Origin of the sequence: Rhizobium sp. CFBP 8752 (genome assembly GCF_014842035.1) — a bacterium.
Classification (GTDB): Bacteria; Pseudomonadota; Alphaproteobacteria; order Rhizobiales; family Rhizobiaceae; genus Neorhizobium; species Neorhizobium soli.
In genome coordinates, this window is record NZ_JACYUZ010000001.1 from 2,598,951 (window position 1) to 2,621,007 (window position 22,057).

18 protein-coding genes and 1 tRNA gene are annotated in these 22,057 nt (G+C 60.5%); 10 read left to right on the forward strand and 9 right to left on the reverse strand.

The genetic code is table 11. The features are described 5' to 3' along the window. Nucleotides 1–29 precede the first annotated feature (29 nt). Nucleotides 30–1,463 (reverse strand): FAD-linked oxidase C-terminal domain-containing protein, encoded by a 1,434-nt coding sequence (locus IFT59_RS12590; RefSeq protein WP_192086990.1) that lies wholly within the window; start codon nt 1,461–1,463, stop codon nt 30–32. 292 nt (nt 1,464–1,755) lie between these two features. Between IFT59_RS12590 and IFT59_RS12595 the strand changes: the two genes are divergently transcribed. The 5 genes from IFT59_RS12595 (at nt 1,756) to IFT59_RS12615 (ending at nt 6,974) form a co-directional block, all read left to right on the forward strand. Next, nucleotides 1,756–2,262: an NUDIX hydrolase gene (locus IFT59_RS12595; RefSeq protein WP_174195683.1), complete on the forward strand. Its 507-nt coding sequence runs from the start codon at nt 1,756–1,758 to the stop codon at nt 2,260–2,262. Between the two features lie 41 nt (nt 2,263–2,303). Beyond that, a complete protein-coding gene (locus tag IFT59_RS12600) occupies nt 2,304–3,812 on the forward strand; it encodes an inorganic phosphate transporter (protein WP_192086991.1) in 1,509 nt (502 codons plus the stop codon). 17 nt (nt 3,813–3,829) lie between these two features. Next, entirely contained in the window at nt 3,830–4,567 is a 738-nt protein-coding gene (locus tag IFT59_RS12605) for a 16S rRNA (uracil(1498)-N(3))-methyltransferase (protein ID WP_192086992.1), read from the forward strand. Between the two features lie 152 nt (nt 4,568–4,719). Next, nucleotides 4,720–6,093, forward strand: a complete 1,374-nt coding sequence (locus IFT59_RS12610; protein WP_192086993.1) for a glutamate--cysteine ligase — start codon at nt 4,720–4,722, stop codon at nt 6,091–6,093. Between the two features lie 89 nt (nt 6,094–6,182). Next, on the forward strand, nt 6,183–6,974 hold the full coding sequence (locus IFT59_RS12615) for a DUF937 domain-containing protein (RefSeq protein ID WP_192086994.1): 792 nt from the start codon (nt 6,183–6,185) through the stop codon (nt 6,972–6,974). Nucleotides 6,975–7,072: 98 nt separating this feature from the next. On the opposite strand, the gene IFT59_RS12620 is transcribed toward IFT59_RS12615, so the two are convergent. After that, the gene (locus tag IFT59_RS12620; protein ID WP_192086995.1) at nt 7,073–7,360 is read right to left on the reverse strand and encodes a DUF1127 domain-containing protein; all 288 of its coding nucleotides are present in this window, start codon (nt 7,358–7,360) and stop codon (nt 7,073–7,075) included. 212 nt (nt 7,361–7,572) lie between these two features. Here IFT59_RS12620 and IFT59_RS12625 point away from each other — a divergent pair, with 212 nt between their 5' ends. Then, a complete protein-coding gene (locus IFT59_RS12625) occupies nt 7,573–8,520 on the forward strand; it encodes a LysR substrate-binding domain-containing protein (RefSeq protein WP_062580164.1) in 948 nt (315 codons plus the stop codon). 24 nt (nt 8,521–8,544) lie between these two features. Here IFT59_RS12625 and IFT59_RS12630 read toward each other — a convergent pair whose 3' ends face one another. The 4 genes from IFT59_RS12630 to IFT59_RS12645 form a co-directional block, all read right to left on the reverse strand. Continuing rightward, on the reverse strand, nt 8,545–8,964 hold the full coding sequence (locus IFT59_RS12630; protein ID WP_192076468.1) for an MAPEG family protein: 420 nt from the start codon (nt 8,962–8,964) through the stop codon (nt 8,545–8,547). Nucleotides 8,965–9,048: 84 nt separating this feature from the next. Beyond that, the gene (locus IFT59_RS12635) at nt 9,049–9,420 is read right to left on the reverse strand and encodes a hypothetical protein (RefSeq protein WP_192086996.1); all 372 of its coding nucleotides are present in this window, start codon (nt 9,418–9,420) and stop codon (nt 9,049–9,051) included. Between the two features lie 133 nt (nt 9,421–9,553). After that, on the reverse strand, nt 9,554–11,038 hold the full coding sequence (gene guaB, locus IFT59_RS12640; protein ID WP_192086997.1) for an IMP dehydrogenase: 1,485 nt from the start codon (nt 11,036–11,038) through the stop codon (nt 9,554–9,556). A 187-nt stretch (nt 11,039–11,225) separates the two neighbouring features. Beyond that, nucleotides 11,226–12,242 carry an MBL fold metallo-hydrolase gene (locus tag IFT59_RS12645; RefSeq protein ID WP_425503192.1) on the reverse strand — a complete coding sequence of 339 codons (1,017 nt, stop codon included), beginning with the start codon at nt 12,240–12,242 and terminating at the stop codon, nt 11,226–11,228. Nucleotides 12,243–12,453: 211 nt separating this feature from the next. On the opposite strand from IFT59_RS12645, the gene IFT59_RS12650 reads away from it, so the two are divergent. Further along, entirely contained in the window at nt 12,454–13,875 is a 1,422-nt protein-coding gene (locus IFT59_RS12650; protein ID WP_192076467.1) for an MFS transporter, read from the forward strand. A gap of 2 nt (nt 13,876–13,877) precedes the next feature. Here IFT59_RS12650 and IFT59_RS12655 read toward each other — a convergent pair whose 3' ends face one another. Continuing rightward, nucleotides 13,878–14,681 carry an RlmE family RNA methyltransferase gene (locus IFT59_RS12655; RefSeq protein ID WP_062579257.1) on the reverse strand — a complete coding sequence of 268 codons (804 nt, stop codon included), beginning with the start codon at nt 14,679–14,681 and terminating at the stop codon, nt 13,878–13,880. Beyond that, on the reverse strand, nt 14,678–16,375 hold the full coding sequence (locus IFT59_RS12660) for a Ppx/GppA phosphatase family protein (protein WP_197978046.1): 1,698 nt from the start codon (nt 16,373–16,375) through the stop codon (nt 14,678–14,680). Before IFT59_RS12660 ends, IFT59_RS12655 begins: the two co-directional genes overlap by 4 nt. Nucleotides 16,376–16,601: 226 nt before the next feature. On the opposite strand from IFT59_RS12660, the gene IFT59_RS12665 reads away from it, so the two are divergent. After that, nucleotides 16,602–16,675: transfer RNA gene (locus tag IFT59_RS12665), tRNA-Gln, on the forward strand. 145 nt (nt 16,676–16,820) lie between these two features. Next, a complete protein-coding gene (locus tag IFT59_RS12670; RefSeq protein WP_192086999.1) occupies nt 16,821–18,905 on the forward strand; it encodes an integrase in 2,085 nt (694 codons plus the stop codon). A gap of 43 nt (nt 18,906–18,948) precedes the next feature. Here the strand turns inward: IFT59_RS12670 and IFT59_RS12675 are convergent, their stop codons facing one another. Next, entirely contained in the window at nt 18,949–21,279 is a 2,331-nt protein-coding gene (locus tag IFT59_RS12675; RefSeq protein ID WP_192087000.1) for a hypothetical protein, read from the reverse strand. 225 nt (nt 21,280–21,504) lie between these two features. Between IFT59_RS12675 and IFT59_RS12680 the strand changes: the two genes are divergently transcribed. After that, entirely contained in the window at nt 21,505–22,008 is a 504-nt protein-coding gene (locus IFT59_RS12680) for a hypothetical protein (RefSeq protein WP_192087001.1), read from the forward strand. Nucleotides 22,009–22,057: the final 49 nt, after the last annotated feature.

A 22,057-nucleotide genomic window follows, 5' to 3' on the forward strand; every position in this document is an offset into this window, starting at 1 on the left:
TTCAGGAATGGTGTTGGTGGGCATGAAATTCACCTGCGCCCCTCGAGCGGAAACACCTTGGACGGGTTCAGTATCCATTGCTCATCGAAGGCTGAGCGGATTGCCATCTGCTGGTCGAGTTCGGGCTGGGTAAACTGATGCCGCATCAGGTCGCGCTTTTCGATGCCGACACCATGCTCGCCGGTGAGACAGCCGCCGGCATCGACGCAGAGCTTCAGGATCTCGTTGCCGGCTTCCTCCGCCTTCATGGATTCTTCGGGATCGTTGGCATTGAACAGGATCAGCGGATGCATGTTGCCGTCACCCGCATGAAACACGTTCGCCACCCTCAGGCCGAAGCGTTCGACGATTTCGGCTGTCTTTTCGAGCACGTAGGAGAGTTTGCCGAGCGGCACCGTGCCGTCCATGCAGATATAGTCAGCGATGCGGCCGGTTGCGCCGAAGGCGGATTTGCGGCCTTTCCAGATCAGCGCCGCCTCGGTGGCCGACTGGCATTCGCGCACGGTCTTGACCTGATGCCTTCGGGCGATTTCGACGATGTCTTTGAGCGTCGCGTCCATCTCCGCTTCCGATCCCTCGACCTCGACAATCAGGAGCGCTGCGACATCCAGCGGATAGCCGGCCTTGGCGAACGCTTCGCAGATCTCGATCGCAGGCTTGTCCATGAACTCGATCGCCACCGGAATGATGCCGGAGCCGATGATATCGGCGACGCAGGCCCCTGCCTCTTCCGAGCTATCGAACCCGAACAGAACCGGGCGCGCGCCCTCCGGCTTGGCAATCAGGCGCACCGTCGCCTCGGTGACGATGCCGAGCTGGCCTTCCGAGCCGCAGACGAGGCCGAGAAGATCGTAACCTGCGGCATCCAGATGCTTGCCGCCAAGCTCGATCACCGTGCCATCGACAAGCACCATCCTGACGCCGAGCAGGTTGTTGGTGGTGACGCCGTATTTCAGGCAGTGGGCGCCGCCGGAATTCATGCCGATATTGCCGCCGATCGTGCAGGCGAGCTGCGAACTCGGGTCCGGCGCATAGAAAAACCCATCGATGCCGACCGTCTCCGAAATGCTGAGATTGGTGACGCCGGCCTGCACGGTGGCGGTGCGATTGCTGTAGTCGACTTCCAGAACCCGCGACATCTTGGAGAGGCCGAGCACGACCGCATCCTCCTGCGGAATGGCTCCACCCGAAAGCGAGGTTCCCGCCCCCCTTGCAACGACCGGAACGGCGTGGCGATGGCAGTATTTCATCACAGCGGCAACCTGTGCGGTGGTGCGCGGCAGCACGACGGCAAGCGGGACGCGCCGATAGGAGATGAAGGCGTCGGTCTCGAACGGTGCGAGTTCGCGTTCTTCGTGGATGAGACAGTCCGCCGGTACGAGACGGGCAAGATCGGTCACGATGTTATCCCGCCGCGACAGGACGGACGCGCGTGGCGGCAGGAATGCGATTGCCTCGGCCATGGCCTCCTCCTCAGAACGCGTGGCTTTCTCTATCTCGTTACAGCGTATGCCATGACGGTGTCGCACATCAACTCGAATGCGGGTTGCCCACGCATAAACCACAGATCCGCTCTCGACATTATCAGCGTACAAAGCGCGGTCCGCGCAAAATAGACGTTGACGCAACAGTAGCCGGCTTCAGAATGGAGAATGCGCCTTTAGAGATGATTCTCCTAAAATAATCCTCTTTTGCTCGTTAAGCCCGGCGCAAGCATTATATTAGCAACATACATTTTTTGGAGGCGTTTCGAAATTGGGCTTGATGGACCGACTGACCGGCAATCTTCGTTTGATGCTGCAGCGCCCTGCGCGACAGCAGTATGCCGCGTTGTGCTATCGCCTGACGAAGAAGCGGACGCAGCTGGAAGTTCTGGTCGCCACAAGCCGCGATACGGGGCGTTGGGTCATTCCCAAGGGATGGCCGATGAAGGACAAGAAGGCGCATCAGGTAGCCGAACGCGAGGCTTACGAGGAAGTGGGCGTCAAGGGTAAGGTCGAGAAGGACGCGCTTGGCTTTTTCCACTACCGCAAGACCCTCGACAGCGGCCTGAAAGTGCTGGTGCGCGTGCAGGTTCACGCACTGGAAGTTGCCGATTGCCTGAAGAATTTTCCGGAAAAAGGATCCCGGAAGCTGGAATGGGTCTCCTGCGAGGAAGCGGCCAACCGCGTCAACGAGCCGGAACTGAAAATTCTCTTCCTGCGGTTTGCCGAAAAAATGGATCCGCTTCGTTCAACGGTGCCGATCAAAGCCGCAGGCTGACAGTCCGCTCGACCAACCAAAATCGTATACTGGAATAAATGATGGGCCAAACGCGGCCGCGTCTGGCCAAGCCGACGCTCGACAAGGATCTTGAAAAGCTCTCCTCGGTGGAAGACGCCGCGCGCCAGACGTCGCGCGGGCTTGCAGCACCCGGTGCAGCGCTGTTGTTCATCGTGCTGGTGGCGATCTTTGCCGCTTCCTATGTGACCGGACATCCGGGTGCTGTGGTGGTGATCGCGGCCTCCGCGCTTGCGGCCTATATGGCGATGAATATCGGCGCCAACGACGTTACCAACAATATCGGTGCGGCCGTCGGCGCGCGCGCGATGACGATGGCGTTCGGCCTGACGCTGGCGGCAGTGTTCGAAATCGCCGGCGCGGTGATTGCCGGCGGTAGCGTTGCCGGTACGATCGCCAACAACATCATGCGTGCCGGTGTGATCACCGATCCGAACGTGATGATCTGGGCGATGATCGCGGCGCTGCTTTCCGCCGCCGTGCTGATCAACATCGCCACATGGCTCGGCGCGCCGATCTCCACCACCCATTCGATCGTCGGCAGCGTGATGGGAGCCGGCATCGCTGCGGCCGGTTTTTCGGCCATCAACTGGGCGACCATCGGTGGCATTACCGCAAGCTGGGTGCTGTCGCCGCTTCTTGGTGCCGTGATCGCTGCCGGACTGCTGTTCCTGATCAAGGAAACCATCATCTACCGCGAGGACAAGATCGCCTCTGCGCGGACCTGGGTGCCGATCCTGATCGGCCTGATGGCCGGCGCCTTTGCGGGCTATCTGTCGCTTGTCGGTCTCGGGCAGCTGATGGTCGTCTCGCGGCTGACCGCAACCGCGATCACGCTGATCACGGCTCTCGTCGTCTGGCGACTGGTCATTCCAGTCATCGCCAGACAGTCGCGCGGGCTGGAGAACCGCAACCAGTCGCTGCGCAAGCTGTTTCGCATTCCGCTTGTGTTTGCCGCGGCGCTGATGTCGTTCGCGCATGGGGCCAATGACGTTTCGAACGCGATCGGGCCGCTCGCCGCGATCGTTGCGGCAGCGCAGCGCGCAACCGTGTCGGGCCCCGTCGGCATACCCATGTGGGAACTGGTGATCGGCGGGCTTGGTATCTCGCTCGGACTTTTGCTGTACGGACCGAAACTGGTGCGGCTGGTGGGTGCCGAAATCACCAAGCTCAATCCGATGCGCGCCTATTGCGTCTCGTCTTCGACGGCGCTGACGGTGATCGTCGCATCCTGGGTCGGCCTGCCTGTGTCTTCCACGCATATTGCGGTCGGCGCCGTGTTCGGCGTCGGGTTTTTCCGCGAATGGTACACGCGCCATTCGCGCCGCCGTTACGAGTATATGCGGGTCAGGGCCGGCAAGGATCCGGATGTCGGTCAGGAGCACGAGCACGACGAGAACGAGGTGAAACGCCGTTTTCTGGTACGCCGCTCGCATTTCCTGTCGATCATCGCCGCCTGGATGATTACGCTGCCCGCATCGGCTGCGCTTGCAGCGCTGGTCGCGACGGTTATCTTCGCGCTGTTCGTCTGAGTTTCGAAAGTTTTCCCATGCGTGCCAATTTCCGGATACAGCGCCTGTTCATCGACGCACCTCTTGCGAAGGCAGAGCACCAGGAGGTGGGAGCGGAGCATTTCAACTATCTCGCCAATGTGCTGCGCTTGACTGAGGGTGCCGAGATCCTGGCGTTCAATGGGCGCGACGGCGAATGGCTGGCGAAACTCATCTTTCCGAGCCGCAAGAAGATCGCGCTTGAACCGGTCGAGCAGGTGCGCCCGCAGCCGCCGGCACCAGACCTGCATTACCTGTTTGCGCCGCTGAAGGTGGGACGGCTGGACTATCTGGTGCAGAAGGCGGTCGAAATGGGCGCCGGCACGCTTCAACCCGTCATGACGCAGCACGTGCAGGGCAAGATTACGAGCATGGAACGGCTGCAGGCGAACGTGATCGAAGCTGCCGAACAGTGCGGCATATTGTCAGTCCCGCAGGTCCTTTCGCCGAAGAAACTCGGCGATGTCCTCGACCACTGGCCGTCCGACCGGCGCATCATTTTCTGCGACGAGGGCGATGAGGGACAGAACCCGCTGACGATCCTCGCAAAGATCGAGGAGACCAAGCTGGCGCTGCTGGTTGGCCCGGAAGGCGGGTTTTCCGAAGAAGAACGGGCACGTCTGCGTTCGCTGCCATTTGTCAGTGCCATTCCGCTCGGACCGCGTATCCTGAGGGCCGATACCGCAGCGGTTGCAGCACTTGCCGTGGTCCAGGCTTCGATCGGCGACTGGCGTTGAACATGCTCCCAACCGGCGCGACAGATTTGACACACAGCTGCCTGTTTTTCTAAACCAGCGTTGAAAGAAATTCACTTGCACCGCACATCATTCCGGTCCAATCAGCCGGACGTTCGCTCTCTAAATACGGCACTCCGAACAAGGTAGTTTTCATGGCCCGCGACACCACCGACCAGACCCCGCTTTCTTCGGTGGCCGAGCTTTCCAGCTACATGGCCGAGGGACCGCGACCGAAGGAAAAATTCCGGATCGGGACCGAGCACGAAAAGTTCGTCTTCTTCAAAGCCGATCATTCGCCCGTGCCCTATGCCGGTGACGCCAGCATTTCCGCGCTGCTGAATGGCATGCAGGAACGGCTGGGCTGGGAGCCGATCACCGATGGCGGCAACATCATCGGGCTTGGCGAACAATCTGGCATGGGCGCGATCTCGATCGAGCCCGGCGGCCAGTTCGAGCTTTCGGGCGCGCCTCTGGAGACGCTGCACGAGGTGGCGACCGAGGCCGAGCAGCATATCGCTCTCGTCAAGGAGATTGCCGAGCCGATGGGCATCGGCTTCCTCGGCATTGGCGGCAGCCCCAAATGGACGCGCGAAGAAACGCCGCGCATGCCGAAATCCCGTTACGACATCATGACCCGCTTCATGCCGAAGGTCGGCAGCAAGGGTCTGGACATGATGTACCGCACCTGCACGATCCAGGTGAACCTCGACTTCTCGTCCGAGGAAGACATGGCCGCGAAGATGCGGGTGTCGATGAAGCTGCAGTCGATCGCCACCGCGCTGTTTGCGGCATCACCGTTTACCGAGGGAAAGCCGAACGGACTATCCTCCTGGCGCGGCGACATCTGGCGCGACACCGACAACAGCCGCTCCGGCGTGCTGCCCTTCGTGTTCAACTCCGATTTCGGATATGCCGATTATGCAGAGTGGGCGCTCGACGTGCCGATGTATTTCATCGTGCGCAACGGCAAGTATCACGACTGTACCAACATCACCTTCCGGCAGTTCATGGATGGCGTGCTGAAGGGTACGGTCGACGACTGGCAGCCGACGATGGGCGACTGGATCAACCATCTTTCCACGCTGTTCCCGGACGTGCGGCTGAAGAAGTTCCTGGAAATGCGCGGTGCCGACGGCGGTCCGCTCGATCGCATCTCGGCGCTTCCCGCCTTCTGGGTGGGTCTGCTCTATGACGAGACGGCGCTTGCGGATGCGCAGGAGCTGACGAAGGACTGGACGTTCGAAGACGTCGTCCAGATGCGCGACACCGTTCCATCAAAGGGGCTTTCTGCAGAGATCCGTGGCGTGTCGGTTCTCGATATTGCCCGCGAGAGCGTGCTGATCTCCAAGGCCGGCCTCAAGGCCCGCGCGCGCAAGAATGCCGAGGGCGACGACGAGACGATTTTCCTTCGTCCGCTGGAAGAAATTCTGGTGAAGAAGGCAACGCTTGCCGACGAAATGCTGGCGCTGTTCAACGGGCGCTGGGAAGGCTCGGTCGAGCCGGCGTTCAAGGACTACGCTTACTGAAACCCGCATCCGAGTGGCCCGATAATCCGCTTTGAGGCTCTGCCTTTCCGGCTATAATGGGGCAATCACCCGTGCCGGAAGGGATGCCCATGCTGCCATTGTTCGACATGATGATGAAGGCCGGAGGGGGCCAGGGCGGCGGCGCATCCATGGAGGCCTTCGCCAAGCAGTTCGGTCTTGCCCAAGAGCAGGTTTCGGAGGCGATGGCGGCGCTGATGCCCGCCTTTTCCTCCGGCTTCAAGCGCAAGTCTGCAAACCCTTACGACCTTTCTGACCTGATGAGCACCGTGTTTTCCGGCGCCTATGGCAAATATTTCGAGGACATGGGCAAGGCTTTTACACCGCAGGGTAAGGCGGACGGCAATGCCGTGCTGGAGAAGCTGTTTGGCTCCAAGGAAGTTTCCCGCGCGATCGCCGCGCAGGTGGAGAAGTTTACCGGCATCGGCCAGGACATCATCGAGAAGATGATGCCTGGCATGGCCAATACGCTGATGGGCGGCTTCTTCAAACAGTTTACAGGGCAGATGGGCGCGCCTTTCGCGACCCAGTTTCCGGCCGGCGGCGATACGTTCGGCCCGGCGCTGGAGACGATGCAGAAGCAGTGGATGACCGCGATGGGTTTTGACAAGGCGGCACCGAGTCCGGACGCGACGAGCAATCCCTTGGACAATCCCTTTGCACAGGCGATGCGGGCGATGTGGGGCCTGGAAAAGCCAGAGCAGCCGCAGCCTTCCGCCACCGCTCCGGGCGCTGCCCAAACCTATGCAGATCTCGTCAACCGGATGTTCGACAGCGGCGTCGAGGCGAATAAAGGCTACCAGAAGAGCCTGGAGACGATGTTCGACGGTTACTTCGGCGCTGGAAAAGCGGCCAAGCCCTGAACGAAAAAATCGCTTGAACGAAAAAGCCCGGCGCGGATAAACCGGCCGGGCAAAGGCAGGGCTATTGGCAATCGCCCTGCGGGGAAACTTGAGGCTCGCTAGAGCCGCTTGAAGCGTGTACGCGCATGCTCGCGGGCGGCACGCGTCAGAAGCCGCGACGGATCATCGAGAACGCCCGAACGATCGAGCGCCTTCACCACATCGTGGCGGGTAATGCCGATATCTTCGAGCTGGTAATCGTCGAGGTCGTGAAGGGAATTGGCCTCGAAGCGATTTCGAAGAGCGCGCCATACGGATTTCGTTCGAAGCATGATCTGCGCTGCAAAGCGGGTCTTCGCTGCTGCAGGGTAAAGCTTCAGGTCGGTTCCGCAGTCGGTCGTGCTCATCGGATCATCCTTTCGTAAGGCACGGAGAGGCTCACCCCTTCCACAACGGCTTTGCGGAAAGGTTGCCCTTTGTGAAGGCATCCGGGAGGAGGCCTTCGCTGGTTCTGATTTTGCATCGTGTTTATGCGGGAAAATCTATTGATCAGTCCAACGAATGTTTCTAATGATATGCATCAATCGCTCTTATGAATGACGTTCATCTGGAGGCCCGCATGTCCGCACCGCTCGACATCGATCAGCTACACACGTTCATCGCCATCATCGACACCGGCAGTTTCACCAAGGCGGCCGATCGGGTGTTCAAGACCCAGTCGGCGGTGTCCATGCAGATGCGCCGGCTGGAAGAACGGATCGGCAAGCAGCTGTTTGCCAAGGACGGGCGCGGCAACCGGGTGACGGCCGAGGGCGAAAAGCTGATGAATTACGCAAGGCGCATCATCAGGCTCAACAACGAGGCGATCGCCGCCTTCGACGACAACCGCCTGGAAGGTTCGATCCGGATCGGCACGCCGGACGATTACGCGGACCGCTACATGCCCGAGATCATCGGACGGTTTGCGAAGACGCATCCCAATGTGGAGCTCTACATCGTCTGCGAACCCTCGGTCAGCCTTGCCGAGAAGATGGCGCGCGGAGAGCTGGATATCGCGCTCGTGACGCACAACCCACGGCAGCGGATATCAGATGTCGTTCGCACCGAGCCTCTGTGCTGGGTGGGTTCGGCCAACCACACGCTGAAGGACGACGCGCCGGTGCCGCTTGCGGTCGGTCGGCGCGACTGCCTCTGGCGCCAGCTTTCCTGTTCGGCGCTGGATGCGTCAGGCCGCGAATATCAGGTCCTGTTTACGAGCTGGTCGTCGACCGTCGTTGCGGCGGCCGTGCTTGCCGGCATGGCTGTCTCCGTCCTGCCGGAATCGGCGCTGCGGCCCGGCATGAAGGTTCTGACGGCTGCCGACGGTTTTCCGCCGCTGCCACCCGTGCAGATCGGCTTGATGAAGCGGCCGGGGGTCTCACCGTCGCTGATGAACGCCATCACCGACCATATCACCGCCTGCCTCGACAATATCTCGCCGGCCGTGGTGCCTGACGATCTCGATGCCGACACCAAGGCGTTTCCGCGCATGGTGCGGTCGCGCGGTTCGGTGATGCCCGGCTGGTAATGCAGACAAGAACGTCGCCTGCCTTTAGTTGAGGGCAAGCCACACGGCCTGCCAGACCCAAAGCGCGACCAGCGTGAAGAAGCCGAGCATGAACAGCGGCCGGCGATAGCGCAGGCGATTGCTGGTCACATGCACATAGGCATGGGCATAGCGGGAGGCGACGAAGAGCCAGGAGAGCGCCACCGTGCCCCAATTGTCTGCGGTCGATGCATAAAGCACCAGGCAGACGACGTGAAACAGCACCGGCAGTTCAAACTGGTTCTTGATGTTGTTGTGAACCAGCAGGCTTTCCGCCGGTTCCTGCAGGTTCTCGCGAAACTGCGCTACCTCGACGCGGCCCGACCTTACGGCGGCAACGCGTTTCTTCGACAGCATCCAGTAGAGACAGAAGACGAGCGCGACATGCGCGATCATCGGCCAGAGCGTTGCATTGGTGGAAAGCATTGATCCTCCTGTCGTCATAAGAATGCATAGACGAAGCAAAGGCCGCCGACAACGGGCCGACGGCCTTCGTGAGACAGACTTGGATTATCGGGGCGTCAGGGTTTCGGTGCCGGATCCGTCCTGGCCGGAAATCATCCAGGCACCTTCCAGCACGCCATCATCGCGCACCTCATAGACGACGAGGCCGACTTCGCCATCCAGCACGTAACCTGCGGCAAAAGCGTTCTCATAGAGCATGCAGATGCCGTTCGACGTAGCCTTCTTGCCCGAACCCGTCTTCCAGACGATGGCACAGGTCGTCTCGCTGGTCAGCTTGATGGTGGCGGTGCCGTCATAGGCGGATCCGTCGAGATTGGTGCCCTCAACCGTGTACGCGCCGGCCTTGACGGTCTGCGCCTGGGCAGGCGCAATGAAAGCGGCGCCCAGAAGCACCGCAGCAAGAACTGTTCTCTTCACGAAAGTCTCCCCTTAAGTCGATCTCTATCGACGACGAGAAGATATCAAAATTTGTGCTGGCGGATACTGGGGGCACGAAATAAAAAGGGCCGGGCTACTATGCCCGGCCCTGTTGTTTTGGACGTCGCTACGTTCAGGCGCCGGAGCCCGGATAGTTCGGGCTTTCGCGGGTGATCGTCACGTCATGCGGATGGCTCTCGCGCAGGCCAGCACCGGAGATGCGAACGAAGGTCGCCTTCTCCTGGAAGTCCTTGATGTCCTTGCCGCCGACATAGCCCATGGCAGCTTTCAGGCCGCCTGCGAGCTGATGGATGACGCCGGACACCGGACCCTTGTAGGGCACCTGGCCTTCGATGCCTTCCGGCACCAGCTTCAGGGTGTCGCGGACTTCAGCCTGGAAGTAACGGTCGGCGGAACCGCGGGCCATGGCACCGACGGAACCCATGCCGCGATAGGCTTTGAACGAGCGGCCCTGGTAGAGATAGACTTCGCCGGGGCTTTCATCGGTGCCGGCGAGCAGCGAGCCGATCATCACGGCCGACGCGCCGGATGCGATCGCCTTGGCGACGTCGCCGGAGAACTTGATGCCGCCATCGGCAATGACCGGAATGTCCTGCGCGTGCGCTGCCTCGACTGCCGACATGATGGCGGCAAGCTGGGGAACGCCGACGCCTGCAACGATACGGGTTGTGCAGATCGAGCCCGGGCCGATACCGACCTTGACGGCGTCTGCGCCTGCATCGATCAGCGCCTTGGTGCCGCTTGCGGTGGCAACGTTGCCTGCCATGACCCGGACGTGGTTGGACAGCTTCTTGACGCGGGTGACGGCTTCGAGAACGCGGGCCGAATGGCCGTGTGCGGTATCCACGACCAGAAGGTCGACGCCGGCTTCGATCAGCCGCTCGGCACGCTCGAAACCATCATCACCGACGCCGATCGCGGCCGCGGCGCGCAGGCGGCCCTGCATGTCCTTGGAGGCATGCGGGTTGAGCTGCGACTTTTCGATATCCTTGACGGTGATGAGACCGACGCAGCGGCCTTCGCCATCGATGACCAGCAGCTTTTCGATGCGGTTGGTATGCAGCAGGCGCTTGGCCTCCTGCTGATCGACGTTTTCCTTGACGGTGATGAGGCCCTGATGGGTCATCAGCTCGTGGATCTTCTGGGCCGGATCCGAGGCAAAGCGCACGTCGCGGTTGGTTAGGATGCCGACCAGACGGCCAGACGCTTCGACGACCGGAATGCCGGAGATGTGGAAGGTCTTCATCAGGGCCAGCGCATCGGCAAGCGTCGCATCCGGGCCGATCGTGACCGGGTTGACGACCATGCCGCTTTCGAACTTCTTGACCTGGCGGACCTGTTCGGCCTGCTCGACCGGCGTCAGGTTCTTGTGGATGACGCCAAGACCACCGGCCTGCGCCATCGCGATGGCGAGACGGCTTTCGGTGACGGTGTCCATGGCCGACGAGATGATCGGAATGTTAAGCTCGAAATCAGTGGCAATGCGGGTGGCGACGCTGGTCTGGCCCGGCAGAACTTCGGAATGCCCCGGCTGCAGCAGGACGTCATCGAATGTGAGGGCGTCGAGACCGGTCGGCGTTTCTATAATACGAGCCATTGCCAATTCCTTCGATCTTAAAAATGCGGGACCGCTCAGGACCGTGAATACGTCCCGACGTTCCGGCAACAATTGCTTGGAAGTTGGCGAGGGCTGGTAACACGATAATGACAGGAAGGGAACATTTAAAACCCGGAGGCAGGCCCTCCGGGTTTGCATAGCTGTGAATTTACCGCGTCAATATTCGTCAGATATCGAACTGGTAGCTCTTGGGGACGAAGCGGTAGCCGGTTTCCTGCTTTTCGGCGTAGCCGACGGCGGGGAACGGCATGTGGTAGCCAAGGAAGGCGACCTTGTCGGTGGCGATCATGTCGAACACGCGCTTGCGGGTTGCGGCCGCCTTTGCCTTGTCCATGTCGAACTTGACCTCCCAGTCCGGGCGCTGCAGCGACAGGACGAAGTGGTTGGCGGTATCGGCCGTGAGGATCAGGCGCTTGCCCTGCGATTCCACGTTGAAGATCATCATGCCGGGCGTGTGGCCGGGTGCGAGCATGCCGGTGATGCCGGGTGCGACGTCGTCGCCTTCGCCGATAAAGGTCATCTTGTCCGCCAGAGGCTTTACATTGGCGAGCACGGACTTCTGATTGCCTTCAGCGGGCGTTCCGGCGCGGGCGCCGTCGACCCAGAAATCATATTCCGTCTGACCGGTGATATAGGTCGCCTTGGGGAAAGCCGGCTTGCCGTCTTCCATCAGGCCGCCGATATGGTCGCCGTGGAGATGGGTCAGGACCACTTTTGTGACATCGCCCGGCATATAGCCGGCAGACGCCATGCCTTCGACCAGACGGCCGGCACCCATGGCATGACCCGACTGGCCGAATCCCGTATCGAACAGGATGACGTCGCTGCCGGTATCAATGAGCGTCGGGGAAAAGCCGTTGACGAACTGATCGGTCGGCAGAAAGTTGTCTGCGAGAAGCGCGCTGACGGTCTCGGCCGACTGGTTGGTTCCAAACGTCTCGTTCGGAGTGCCGGAAGCGCGGGAGCCATCCTTCACCACGAGAACATCGAAGCTACCGAGCTTGAATTTGTGAATGTCGGGAGGGGTTACGCGATCGATTGCCAATTTCTTCTCCTGTGCCAGCGCTTTGCTGCTCATCAGCGCCTGGCCACTCCATATAGCCGGCGCCGCGAGGACGGCCAGTCCGGCACTTCCCAGCAGCGTGCGGCGTTCCATGCCCTTTGGTTCGTCCTTGAACGTCATGATCTCATCCCTCCGTTTGAAAGCTTTCGGGGGTGCACCGAAAATGCCCAAGCCCCGCACACGAATAGATAACAGGCGACAGGCAAAGGGAAACAAGCCTCACGCAGACGTGACATCGTCTCCCGGAAATTGACATCGTGCAATTGGCTTCATGCCGGAACAGGTCTAGAGCGGGGACGTTGAAGTGCGTCGCGTATCGCAGGCCCTCCCCATGAACCGCATCATTCCGCTTATTCTGGCCGTCGCTCTGTTCATGGAGCAGATGGATTCGACCGTCATCGCCACCGCACTTCCCACCATCGCCGCCGATCTCGGGGTCAGCCCGATCACGCTGAAACTGGCGCTGACATCCTACATGGTAGCGCTTGCCATGTTCATTCCGCTGAGCGGCTGGATGTCCGACAAATTCGGGGCAAAGAAGATCTTTCGCCTGGCGATCTGCGTCTTCATCGTGGGCTCGATCCTCTGCGCAATCTCCGAGTCACTGCTGCAGTTCGTGATGTCGCGCTTCCTGCAGGGCATGGGCGGGGCAATGATGACGCCGGTCGGCCGTCTGGTGCTACTGCGAACGACGAAGCGCAGCGAACTTGTTTCCGCCATGGCGCTTCTGACGATTCCGGCGCTGGTCGGGCCTTTGACCGGGCCGCCGATCGGCGGTTTCATCACCACCTATTTTTCCTGGCACTGGATCTTCATCATCAACGTGCCGATCGGCATCGCCGGCGTGATCCTGACCGGCATCTACCTGCCGCACGTGCCGCCGGTGGAGACGCCTCGAATGGACTGGTTCGGCTTTCTGCTGACCTCGGTCGCGGCCTCCGGCGTCGTCTTTGGCCTGTCGGTGATCGGCCTGCCGGCGCTGCCGCCGGTCGTCGGCATCACGGCCACGTTTGCCGGCTTTGCCGCCTGCATTCTCTATTATTTCCATGCCAAGCGGCATCCGTTTCCGGTGCTGAACCTCACGATCTTCAACGACCGGGCTTTCCGTGCCTCCACCACCGGCGGCACGATGTTTCGCATCGCGACCGGGGCGATCCCCTTCCTGATGCCGCTGATGCTGCAGCTGGGTTTCGGCCTCAATCCGTTTCAGTCCGGCCTCATCACCTTCGCCGGCGCGATCGGTGCGCTGACGGTCAAGTTCCTTGCAAGGCGGGTGTTTGCGATGACAGGCTTTCGAACCGCGCTGATCTTTGCCGGCATCCTTGGCGCAGCATCGACGGCGGTCAACGGGTTTTTCACCCCGGACACACCCCATATCGTGATCATCGGCGCGCTGCTCGCGGCGGGGCTATTCCGCTCCCTGTTTTTCACAGGTGCCAATGCTCTCGGCTATTCGGAGATTACGGACCAGCAGGCGAGCCAGGCGACGTCCATGGCCTCATTCCTGCAACAGGTGAGCCTGGCACTCGGCGTCGCGTTTGCAGCCTTCATTCTGGAGATGTCGTCGACGTTTTCCGGCAGCCAGCTGGCGCTCGCGGATTTCCATCTCGCGTTCTTTATCGTCGCCGCTGTTTCGGTGTTTGCGGTGATCCCGATCCTCAAGCTCGACCCGATGACCGGCGCCGACGTATCGGGACACCGGCGCGGAGTGCGCGTCGGACAGGTAGAGCCGACACCGGGAGCCGGCGAGTAAACTCAGTCCCGGCCGAAACCCTCGTCGCCCGCCTGTTCCCGCGGATCATCCTGTGCTTCGTCCGCTGCATCATCGCCGGGATGGTCGCCGGCCGCTTCGTTGGCGAGCCTGTGGGCCTGGCCTTTGAAGTGTTTTGCAAGCAGGAACATTTCCACCGATTCCTGGCGCGACGAGCCGGGCTTGATGTGGATGACCTGCTTGAAATTCTTCTTCAGCATGTCGAGAAGATCCTTCTCGGTGCCGCCCTGGAAGGTCTTCGCCAGGAAATGTCCGCCCTCGCCCAGAACCGAGACGGCAAAATGCGCGGCGACTTCACACAGATGCATGGTGCGCAGATGGTCTGTACGGTGGTGGCCGGTGGTCGGTGCCGCCATATCGGACAGGACGACATCCGGCGTGCCGCCGATCGCTTCCATCAGCTGGCGCGGAGCATCGTCATCCAGAAAGTCGAGCTGCAGGATCTTGACGCCGGCAAGCGGCGCCATTTCAAGAAAATCGATCGCCGCGACGCGCATATCGTCATCGCTGGATTCGGTGACCTTGGCGGCGATCTGCGACCAACTGCCGGGGGCTGCACCCAGATCGATGATGCGGCGCGCGCCCTTGAGCAACTGGTGCTTCTCGTCGATCTCCAGAAGCTTGAACGCCGCCCGAGCGCGATAACCCTCGAGTTTGGCGCGCTGGACATAGGGATCGTTGATATGGCGCTCCAGCCAGCGGCGTGAAGACGCCTTCAGCTTGCCCTTCTTGACCTTCTGGCCAAGCTTGCGACCGGTGCGGTTGCCGCCAACGGATGGTTTCGTCATTGCTTGCGTCCCGTTTCCTGCGTCTGCCCGTGGCCTGAATTATTCGTCTGATGGTGGCCCTGGCCTGAACCGCTGCCTGCCCCCTGGCCGAACCTTCGTCCCCTGCCGCGGCGCCAGACACCGTCATCAGCCATCATATCTGTCAAAAGACCTTCGCGCAGCCCGCGATCGGCAACCCGCATGCGCTGGCTCGGCCAGCGGCGGCGGATCGCTTCGAGGATGGCGCAGCCGGCAAGAACCAGATCGGCCCTGTCAGGACCGATGCAGGCATTGGCGGCGCGGCCGGCGAAATCCCATGACAGGAGCTTTGCCTGCATGGCGGAAACCTCGGAATCCGACAGCCAGAGACCATCGACCTTGCGGCGATCGTAGCGTGGCAGATCGAGATGGACGCCGGCAAGCGTGGTGACCGTGCCGGATGTGCCGATCAGATGAAAGTCCTCGGCACCCTGCTGGTGCGGGGAACCGATCGGCGGGCAATCGAACTTCGACAGCATGCCCTCGACCTCATCGACCATCCCGGCAAAGACGGCCGGCGTGACATCACGGCCGCCATGGCGTTCCGACAGCGTCACGACGCCGACCGGCAGCGAGGTCCAGTGGGTAATGTGGTTGGCGAGCCGCGACGAGCGGCTGTCGCCGATGCGGATGACAGCGATTTCAGACGAACCGCCGCCGATATCAAACAGCACGACGGAGCGGGCCTCGCGACCGACCAGCGACGAGCAGCCGGACACGGCAAGCCGCGCCTCGGTTTCGCGATCGATGATTTCGAGCTCGAGACCGGTTTCCTCTGTCACCCGTGCCAGAAACGCCTCTCCGTTTTCGGCAGCGCGGCAGGCTTCGGTGGCAATCAGCCGCATGCGGCGGATCGGCCGGTGCGCAAGTTTCGACGCGCAGACTCGCAAGGCATCGACGGCGCGATCCATCGCTTCCGTCGACAGGCGACCGCTTGCCGCCAGCCCCTCGCCCAGACGGACAATGCGCGAAAACGCGTCGATGACCCGGAACTGGCCCGGCCGCGTCGGCTGGGCGATCAGGAGACGGCAATTGTTGGTGCCGAGATCAAGGGCTGCATAGAGTTCGTCGCGGAAGCCTGCGAGCTTGTCGGCGCCGGGAGAACCATGGCTTTCATGCCCGAGCGCCGCATAACCGGCGTGGCCTGCGGCGGAAACCGTTTTGGCGGTGACCAGCGGTCCCTGCTTGGCCTGCGTCAGCGGCCGACCCTGCGGGCCCCGACCGGCACGCTTCTTCTTGCGGCTCTGATTGCGATCCTGCTGCGGGCCCTGCTGGCGCGGCTGCTTTCCGGCCGGCTTCGCGTCACCGCGCAAGCCTTCGCCCGCCGGCGCATCGGCGCCAGATAGGCGATCGCCACCATCCACGGATGGGTTTGGCGCATGTGCAGAATTCTCCGTGACCGCGGGGCGCGAACGGGAGCGACGGCGCTTGCGCTTGCGCGGATGCGGTGAGCCCGGCTCTGGCCGCCCGCCGTCGGATGTGCCACCATCCGGTTTCATGCCGTGCGGGCGTCCGGCCTGGCCGGCCTTTTCAGCCGGGTTTGCGTGCGCCATCGACGCCGCGTCACGGTCTTTGCCGTTTCGCTTCGCCTTGCGGCGCCGGGAGTTCTTGACATCCCTGCGCAGTTCCGCCGACGCCCCGCCTTCCGGCGGCTTTCCGCCGCTATCGGGGTTCATCACTTTATAAGTCCATCTCGCCGCGCAACACTTTGAAGCATGCAGCTGGCGTCTGATCGTTTCGTTGACCTGAAGATAACAGCCTCAGGCGCATTCGCCAACGGCTTTTTAGGGCGCGGCAAGCAGGACCAAAAATGATGTCGATTTTTTTCACAAAGGGTATTTGCAAGCGCCAAGTGTTTGGTTATAAGCGCCGCACACCGATGAGCCACAAGGCTTTTCCTGCTGGGGAATAGTTCAACGGTAGAACGACGGACTCTGACTCCGTTAATCTTGGTTCGAATCCAGGTTCCCCAGCCAATTCTCCCTAAAAGCCCCTAATTCTTTCATTTTCCAGCCGTGCCGGATATCGTTTTGGCATCATTGGCGACCTGATGCCCAAAGGTGATGCCCAGCCGAATTCGGCGCGGTCAAACCTTCAGGCTTGATACAGGGTCTGTTCGTCATGGCTGTGCGCCACGAGGTCGAGAATCTCATCCGCCGCGGAAACATCTTCTACTGGCGCCCCCGGGTTCCGGCCACTTTCACTCAATGCCAGCCCGGCAGCCGGCTTTCACTTAGCCTTCATTGTTCCGATCATAAAAAGGCTCAGATCATTGGCCGAAAGCTCAATACGCGGCTGGCCGAATTGAAGACGCATTCGAAGGAAGCGATGTCCAAGCAGCAGCTCCAGAAACTGTTCGAGCATGAGCGCGACAAGGAACTCGAACGGCTCGACGACATCAACATGATGGCCCGCCGCAACGGGCGCGGTGGCGATGTCGTCGAGATGGAACTCGATCTCGAAGCAGGTTGGGCCTGCCAGCTCGTCGCGAAGTTCGGGAGCCGGGTGGAGCTGACGCTGGAGAGTGGCTGCGCTGGCCTTGCCTACCTCCTGAACAACGGCGTCCCGGCATCGCATATGGACGCTATCGGGGCGAACTACAGGGGCGAACTGGCAATCGCTCGCAGCCCTGGCTTCGAAGACGGCATCCGACGACTGATCTACAATTTCGAAATCGACGACACCGTCGCTAATCGGCAGCGTGCCATGTCAAAGATCTTCGAGGGTCGTGCCGCAGCTCTTCTCGATATCGAAGCGCGTCATGAACTGGTGGACAAAGGTCAGAGCGAATTCACAGGCGGCGGAAGAGCCGTTGCGCCCGATCCTAAGACCCAGGCGGCCGACATCGCGGCTTCAGATCCTGCTCCTCCGGCTTCTTTCCATGAGCGACCCTTGCCGACGGCTCTGATCGCCACTCCAGAAGAAACGGAGATCACCCAGCTCGATCTGACCCCTCGCCCGGCGGTGACGAAGAAGGCCACGCCGAATGCTTCGGAGGCCGGGCAACGGGTGGTCGCCGTTTCAGATTTCGAGCAGGAGTGCGACAAGCTTATTGCCAACATGGGAGACGAATGGGAGCCAGCCACCGCGCGGGATGCAATGGCGCTGGTGCGGATGTTCAAATCGGTGCTTATCGAGCATGGCGTTGAGCATTCCGGGCAAGTTGAGCAGTACCATATCGGCCTGTTGCGCCAGCACCTCAACCACATTCCGACAAATTGGGGACGTAGCAGTAATATGCGTGTCATGTCGGCGCCGGACCTGCGTGCTGAAGGCGAAAAACTGCGCAAGGCTGCTGAGCTGACGGGCACGATTGCAAAAGTTGGTCTGGCCCCAACGACGATCCGAAAGCACTTTGGAAATTTGCAGCACTTTCTAAAACATCTCAAAGGCCACGGGTTCCAGATCGAGAGCTGGACCTTTGAAGGGCTGCGTCCGAAAAAGCCGAAGGTCGGCGAGATTCGCGGCAAGCAGTACAAGCCATCGCCGCAGGATATCGCTCCGATCTTTAACAGCCCGCTCTACGTCGGCTCACTGGGACACCTGCGCGGACAAAGGCGAGCAGCCGGACAGCAGGTCTTTCATGACTCGCTCTACTATTTGCCGATCATGTTCACTTATCTCGGCCCTCGCCGCAGAGAATTTGCGGGGCTTCATGTCAATGACATTGCGAGAGACGGGGACGGCTATGTCATCATCCTTAGGACCAACGGAATTCGCCGACTGAAGAACATCCAGTCGCAACGCATGCTTCCCATGCCCGAAGAGATGGTTCGATTGGGCTTCATCGAATACGTCCAAGCAATCAAGAAGCTGGGATATGCGACCCTCTTCCCGGATCTCTTCTCGGACAAAACGGAAAACGATCCAGGCGACAGGTTCTACGACACCTTCGTTCCGATCATGCAGGCCGTCCTCGGCGAAAAAATGTGGGAGCGCGCCATTCATGCTTTCCGGCATGGCTTCGCAGATACTCTCAAGCAGGCTGGAGTCTCGCAAGACGTCATCGAGGACATTTCGGGGAGATTGGCTGAGGGCAATGAGACCAGCACTCGATACACCAATCCTGCTGGGCTGCCGTTGATGCGAAGCGCCCTGCAACACTATCCGATCATCTCATCGGTCATCGAACCCAAGCCATTGCAACTTCTGCCGTGGGTCGAAAAGAGACAACCACCGCCGTGGGCACGCGAAGGCAAGAAGTGAATGATCAAGGCGGAAATGATTTCCGCCTCGATCCGCCACATGATCAGGCGGCTTCCCAGACCTGATTGAGAATTCGTGCCGCGAGCGCCGCCTTGTCCTGCGGCAGGAAACGGCCGTAGTGCTTGGCCACCATGTCAGCCGTATCTTGGATCGCGTAGCTTGCCTGCTCGTATGAGCCGGTCTGCTTCAAGATATGGGTCGCGAGCACATCCCGCACGTTATGTGGACCGTGAGGCAGCAGACCCTTGATCGCCCCTCGTCCGGTATAGGGATTATAGATGCCGTAACGCTGGATGGTCAGCCTCCAGGCCTCGTAGAAGGTCGTCACGTCGTATGCCGCATCGGTGCTTATCGTCTTGACGGTTTTCACGAAGAACGTTCCCGGATCAGCAACGCCCCTGAGAAGCGTAGCGCGATGCCGTTCGACATAGTCATCGATGTAACGGTAGAGGTCTAGCAGATCCGGTAGAACCAGTCGGAACGGCTTGTCTCCGAAAAATGACGAATGGGCATTCTTGAAGGCCACTGCTGGAATCAGCACTTCCCAGCCACCGTCTCGCTCGCTCCAGCGGATTTCCCCGCGCTTCAGCTTTTCGAGGACACGTTCCGGACGCGGCATCTGTCCGCGTGGGCAGAGCATCAATTGCCGAAGATTTTTCTGGCGAAGCCCCAGATGCAATCCCAACCGCAACATGAGGAACGATCGAACTGCCTCCGCGGCCGGGCGCGGATAACGCTCTTCGTCCGGCATCAGGCGAATGATCTCCTCGGTGATCTTGCGATACTCGCCAACAGGACTGTCGGCCTCGAGCACTGGCATGATCGGCTCGAACGGATCACGATGGACGCGAGCGATGCGCTGGATTTCCTTTACGCGATGGGCGGCATGGCTGTGGAAATCCTCACACGCACCATGCCAATCCTCTCGGGCATAGTCGATCTCGTTTTGGGAGACCAGACCGGGAATGGGCTGAACGCGAGCGAGAAGTTCAGGATGCTGTCGAAGCCATCCAGTGCCTTCCTTGGTGATCGCCAGCGCTATCCGCAGCATATCGACTTCCCAGGCCGTATAGAAACCGCGACGGCTTTCGCGCCATTGCAGATACCAATCCCATATGCCCGGGAATATCAGTAGACCGAATGTCAGGTGACGAACTGGTACCCCGTACCCCTTGATCTCGCCCGTCTTCGATGCCGCCAAGGCGCCGAACATGAGACCCAGATGCTCGATCTTCTGAGAAGCCGTCTCCTCGCCCCAGACGCCGTTGCGTTGGAAGCCGATCGAAGTCAGGGCCGAGGTCTTGAAGCGCACGAGGTCAGCCATTTCCATGGCCAATGCCGGCGGTGCATCCACGACGCCCGACAGGAGTTCGGGATCCTCGATCCATGTCTCTTCATAGTTTGCCGGCACCGCTATCTTGCCGTCTCGCGGTGCGCGTCCGCCATAGGACACGCCCGGGAAGCGGATGGCGTAGCGTTGTTTGGCTGCGGCCGCCTGGAATTTTCTGTAATCCGTTGAGCCGCTGATGATCACACGACGCACCCAATCCAGGATCTCCTGGCGCTTGGCAAATGACAGAGAATTGAAGTCGTCCGGGAGATGCCAAGCGATCCTTCGACGTTCAGCCGGATCGAGTTCCGACAGATTGAAACCGGACGCTGACCGTGACTGATGCGGAAGTTTCGCCTTGAAGTATCCGTCCGGAAGGCGGTAGCGGCGCTCGATCCGTCCGAGCACTTCAAAGCTGTCGGTACTGCGAGGCACGCGCCGTCCTTCGATCCAGCTCAGCAGTGTGTTTTTATCCATCGGCTCATCGGAGCGGACCACGGAACGATGGAGGACCCAATAGGTTTCGCCATGCCGTCGCATGTGAAGCTGGAGCGCCTCGGCGAAACTGGAAGGATCGGACCATTCCCGGAACACGGGTTCCGGGAAGTCGATGATGTCCGCCGGCTTTCGTTTCGGGAGATCGTCCCGACGCCGCGTGCTGTCTGCTGCGACAGTTCCCGGACGAGCCTTCGGCTGATCGGCCAAAAGCGCCTTCTTCTTCTTCACGGTAGACTTCCGCAAACCGGGTGGCGCATCTTTCCCGGCGTCGCCATCCTTGCTCCATCGAATGATGGCATCAAATGCCGGATCGATTGCACGGTGATGCACGGCGAGCATCGCCGCATCCACGCCAGTCAGCCGGGCAACCACATCCCAATCCGTCTGACCTCCGGTTCGCTGCGGACCGCATCGTCGCTCGATGAGACGCCGCATATAGGCGGCGAGAGCGTCGGTATCGTTGGTCGAGAAGATTGGGGACAGTCGCATCGCGCAATAGGCGTCGATTTTGCGCTGGAAGGCTTTCATTGCGGTAAGTTTCGTCATTTCACTTCATGCTCGTTGTTATTGGACCCCTCAGTTCAAGGGGGCGGTCGAGCTAAGCGAAGCGCGTTAATGAAACGTTGGAGCCCACGGCACGCTCTGGAAATTCGATTCAGAATCGAACGGCGTTTTACGAAGTAATGGGGGGAGAACACGTGAGATGGACAAACGCAGTTAGGCACTGAGCGGCACCAGCAACAAGGAAGACCGGAACCGCTGTGGTCCAAAATGAACGACCGCTCAAACGTCCTGATCGACACCATCGGGATAAAGGAGGTGAAGCTTCCGGCGGAATGGAAGGCCACCGGACCGGTACTTCGAGACGAGGTCGTCGAAGACCCTATCGCATTCGCCCTCATCGAAGCCTTGATCGCTGAGCATCGAGACGACCACGTCCTGGAATTTCCCGAGTTCCGCTTCCTGGCCTTTATCGACCGCTCTGCGGATGAGCCAAAAAAGCGCCACCCTCGCGAGATCATCCCGCTCAGGCCGACGGGCACTCCTGTTCGCATCACGAAGCGCCTTCTGCCGCTGCCTTGCAGCTTTTCCATTCATCATTCGCCCTCCCATTCCTCGGCCTCCTCAATGGTCAGGGGACCGGCCGACCGGCGCAAGCGCCGTTTGGCAGAATCGAAAATATCGAACCGGGAATCGGCAGCTCAGAGATTTGAATCAAAAGAGCGCAATTTGTTTGGCGTTGCGGGCAACTTACCGCGCGTCAACACAGGTTGACCTGCCGCAAACGGCGTTGCTGAATCGTTTGGTTTGAGTTCTGAATCAA